The sequence below is a fragment of the Streptomyces sp. DvalAA-14 genome (assembly GCF_900091855.1).
GTDB lineage: Bacteria > Actinomycetota > Actinomycetes > Streptomycetales > Streptomycetaceae > Actinacidiphila.
The window spans coordinates 1-1,141 of the sequence record NZ_FMCH01000202.1 but is presented as its reverse complement, the minus strand read 5'-3'; the positions used below and the strand labels follow the sequence as shown (position 1 = coordinate 1,141).

Genomic DNA, 1,141 nt, shown 5'->3' with positions numbered 1-1,141 from the left:
GGCCTACGCGCTGCAGAGCCGGCCGCCCCAAATGGCGACATCCCTGGCGGTGGCCGCAGCCGTCGACGCCCACAGCACCCCGCAGCAGCGCGTGTTCATCTGGGGGATGCACCCGGAGATCTACCCGCTGGCCGCCCGACGACCGGCCAGCCGCTTCCTGACCGCGGGCCTGCTCACCAACTTCAGCGGCAACGGCAACCCGCACCGCGTCGGCGCGGCATACGCGGTGCCCGGCGCCTGGCCGACCCTGCGCCGCGAACTGGCCACCACCCCTCCGTGCCTGGTCGTCGACGAGTCCGCCGACACCCCCTACCGCCTGGCCGATTACCCGCTCCTCGAGGGCCTGCTGGCGCAGGGCTTCCACGAGGTCGCTGCGGTGGAGGGCACCCGGATCTACCGGCGTGCCCGCTGCTGATACCCGCCCGTACCCGCCCGTACGACCGGCGCGCCGCGGCATCCGCCGATGCCGGGTCCTCATCGCCGTCCACCTGCCGGCCGGGCCGGACTGCCCGCATCTCCGGCGCGGAGTCCTGCGCCGCGCCTACGCCGTCCCTACGCGCACCGGCATACGCGCACCGGCGTACAGCGGCTAAACAGGCACGACGGCCCGGCCGGCCGGTCAGCCGAGCCATCCGTGCCAGCGGGCGTGCGGAGGGGCGCACCGCCCTGAGGCAACCGCCTGCTGGTAGCCGCGCTCCGCCCGTGCCTTGTCCGCCCGGACCGTGTCCTTGGTGTCGGACCGTTCGACCTCGCCGAGAGCCGTGTACGTGCCGGCGAAGACGACGACGCCGCAGTGCGGGCGCACGGACCCGGTGGCGTACCAGCCGAGCGTCGTGGCGGCGGCGACGACGCAGACGCCGAGGACGAGCCCGCGGGGGCCGCGCGACAGGTGCGGGGATCACCCGCGGATTCTATGCGGCGCCGGCCGGCTGCCCGGGGCGGTCGACGGACACACCGCCCGCCCGGCTCCCGAGGAGGCGGCCCGGTCCACACCGTCGACGCAGCGCGCGCCCGGGCAGCGGTCGGCCTGCGCCCACGGCCCGGGGGAACGCCGGCGCGGAACATCCGGGGGCGGGCCCGGGCGCGGGCACGCACGGGGTGGTCGTCGCGGGGCGGGCGTTCCGAGGGATCCGTTCGGTCC

1 protein-coding gene and 1 pseudogene are annotated in these 1,141 nt (G+C 76.3%); one reads left to right on the top strand and one right to left on the bottom strand.

The genetic code is table 11. From position 1 onward, the window contains the following. A pseudogene (locus GA0115240_RS10195) lies at positions 1-415 on the top strand (hypothetical protein); the annotation flags it as partial. Positions 416-619: 204 nt separating this feature from the next. Here the strand turns inward: GA0115240_RS10195 and GA0115240_RS10190 are convergent. Next, the gene (locus GA0115240_RS10190; protein WP_093736346.1) at positions 620-805 is read right to left on the bottom strand and encodes a hypothetical protein; all 186 of its coding nucleotides are present in this window, start codon (positions 803-805) and stop codon (positions 620-622) included. Between the last annotated feature and the right edge of the window lie 336 nt (positions 806-1,141).